Source organism: Wolbachia endosymbiont of Pentalonia nigronervosa (assembly GCF_014534705.1).
Classification (GTDB): Bacteria; Pseudomonadota; Alphaproteobacteria; order Rickettsiales; family Anaplasmataceae; genus Wolbachia.
This window is the reverse complement of record NZ_JACVWV010000143.1, coordinates 1-1,706: the sequence shown is the minus strand read 5'-3', so window position 1 is coordinate 1,706 and position 1,706 is coordinate 1. Positions and strand designations below refer to the sequence as shown.

Annotated in this window: 3 protein-coding genes; all 3 read left to right on the top strand. The window is 34.9% G+C overall.

What is annotated here, in order from left to right; all coding sequences use genetic code 11:
* Positions 1 to 319: hypothetical protein (locus IC220_RS07415; protein ID WP_223158813.1), on the top strand; the 319-nt coding region annotated here is incomplete at its 5' end.
* A gap of 33 nt (positions 320 to 352) precedes the next feature.
* Positions 353 to 772: a DUF2924 domain-containing protein gene (locus tag IC220_RS07410; protein WP_188153779.1), complete on the top strand. Its 420-nt coding sequence runs from the start codon at positions 353 to 355 to the stop codon at positions 770 to 772.
* Positions 773 to 1,706, top strand: a 934-nt coding sequence (locus IC220_RS07405; RefSeq protein WP_188153778.1) for a recombinase family protein, incomplete at its 3' end; no start/stop codon positions are given. It abuts the gene before it with no gap.

The window sequence follows — 1,706 nt, the reverse complement described above, 5'->3', positions numbered from 1 at the left end:
ATGTACAATGTCAGCAAAAGGAGTAGTAGAAGAATTATTGAAAGCCGGAGCAGATACAGAAATAAGGGATGAACTAGGAGCAAAAGCAATAGTTTATGCAAACGAGGAATTTAAAGCCCTATTTGGCAAGAGAATAGGAATGCCCTCAATACAAGAAACAACAGAACATTTTACGGAAGCATTTGTCCAATTACTAAGACTAGAGCCGAAGTTGACAGGGAAGATAACCGGCATAAAAGAAATGAAGGATGGAATAAAAAGGAAGGAAAAAGTAGTGAAGCACCTTTCAGGTATATTTAATGACAAAAAGGAAAAGTAAGTTTTATAAACCATAAGCAAAAAAGGGGGATAAATGAGAGAATCTGTAGAACAAGAAATATTATCATTAGCAAGTAAGGAATTATCAGAGCTAAAGAAAATGTGGAAAGAGCTATTTCAATCAGAAGCCCCACCATATTGCCGAAAGTATTTGATAAGACGTATAGCATATCGGTTGCAGGAAAAAGCATATGGTGAATTATCAAGTAAATCAGCTAAAAAACTTAATGATCTAGCTAGCCAAATGGAAGAAGGAAAAAGAATTATCAATAGTAAACTACCAAGGGCAGGAACAAAGCTTATACGTGAATATAAAGGTGAAAATCATGAAGTGTTAGTGACCGGAGTAGGATTGGTGTACAAAGGTCAATCTTATACATCACTGTCTGCAGTAGCTAACAAAATAACAGGTAGTCACTGGAATGGCTTAGTATTCTTTAAGGAGAAGGAATAAATGAAAAAAGAAGTTCGTTGTGCAATTTATACGAGAAAATCTGATGAATCTGGGTTAGAACAAGCATTTAATAGTATAGATTCACAGAGGGCAGAGTGTGAAAAGTTTTTCAACACTAAAAAACAAGAGGGCTGGGAATTACTAGCAAAAAGATATGATGACGGAGGGTATTCAGGAGGTAATCTAGATAGGCCAGCCTTGTGTGAATTATTGAGTGATATAGAAATGGGAAGAATTAATTATGTAATAGTTTTCAAGTTAAATAGACTGACAAGATCACTAGTAGATTTTATCCGAGTAATATCAGATAAATTTAATAGAAACCGAGTAAGGTTTAGTTCAGTAATGGAACCGTATTTAAACGAGGAAAGTACAGACAATGAGTTCATGTTATATTTAAACCTTGGAATAGCGCAAAGAGAAAGAAAAGCAGTAGGAGATCACATAAGGATAAAAATAGCAGGATCGAAAGAAAGAGGACTATGGATGGGAGGCGCGGTGCCACTGGGCTACGATGCTAAAGAAAAAAAACTAATTATAAATGAGGAGGAGGCAAAAGTAGTAAAACATATATTTGAAAGATTCATAGAGCTAAAATCAGTGGCAGCAGTGGCAAAAGAAATAAACAGGCAAGGATATAGAGTGAAAGAAAGAAAAGTAAAATCAGGAAAGATTTACGGAGGAGGAGAATTCAAAAAAGCAACAGTAAGAGGAATAATAACAAATTTTACATATATAGGAAAAATAAAATACAAAGAAAAATGCTACCCAGGACAACATGAAGGAATAATCGATGAGGAGTTATGGAATAAAGTAGAAGAGATAAGAAGAACACGCCAAGCAAAGTATGCGTTAAAGTATGAAGAGATGTTATTAAAAGGGGTAATAAGATGCCATTCATGTAACGTCAGCATGGCAGGAACACATACAAGAA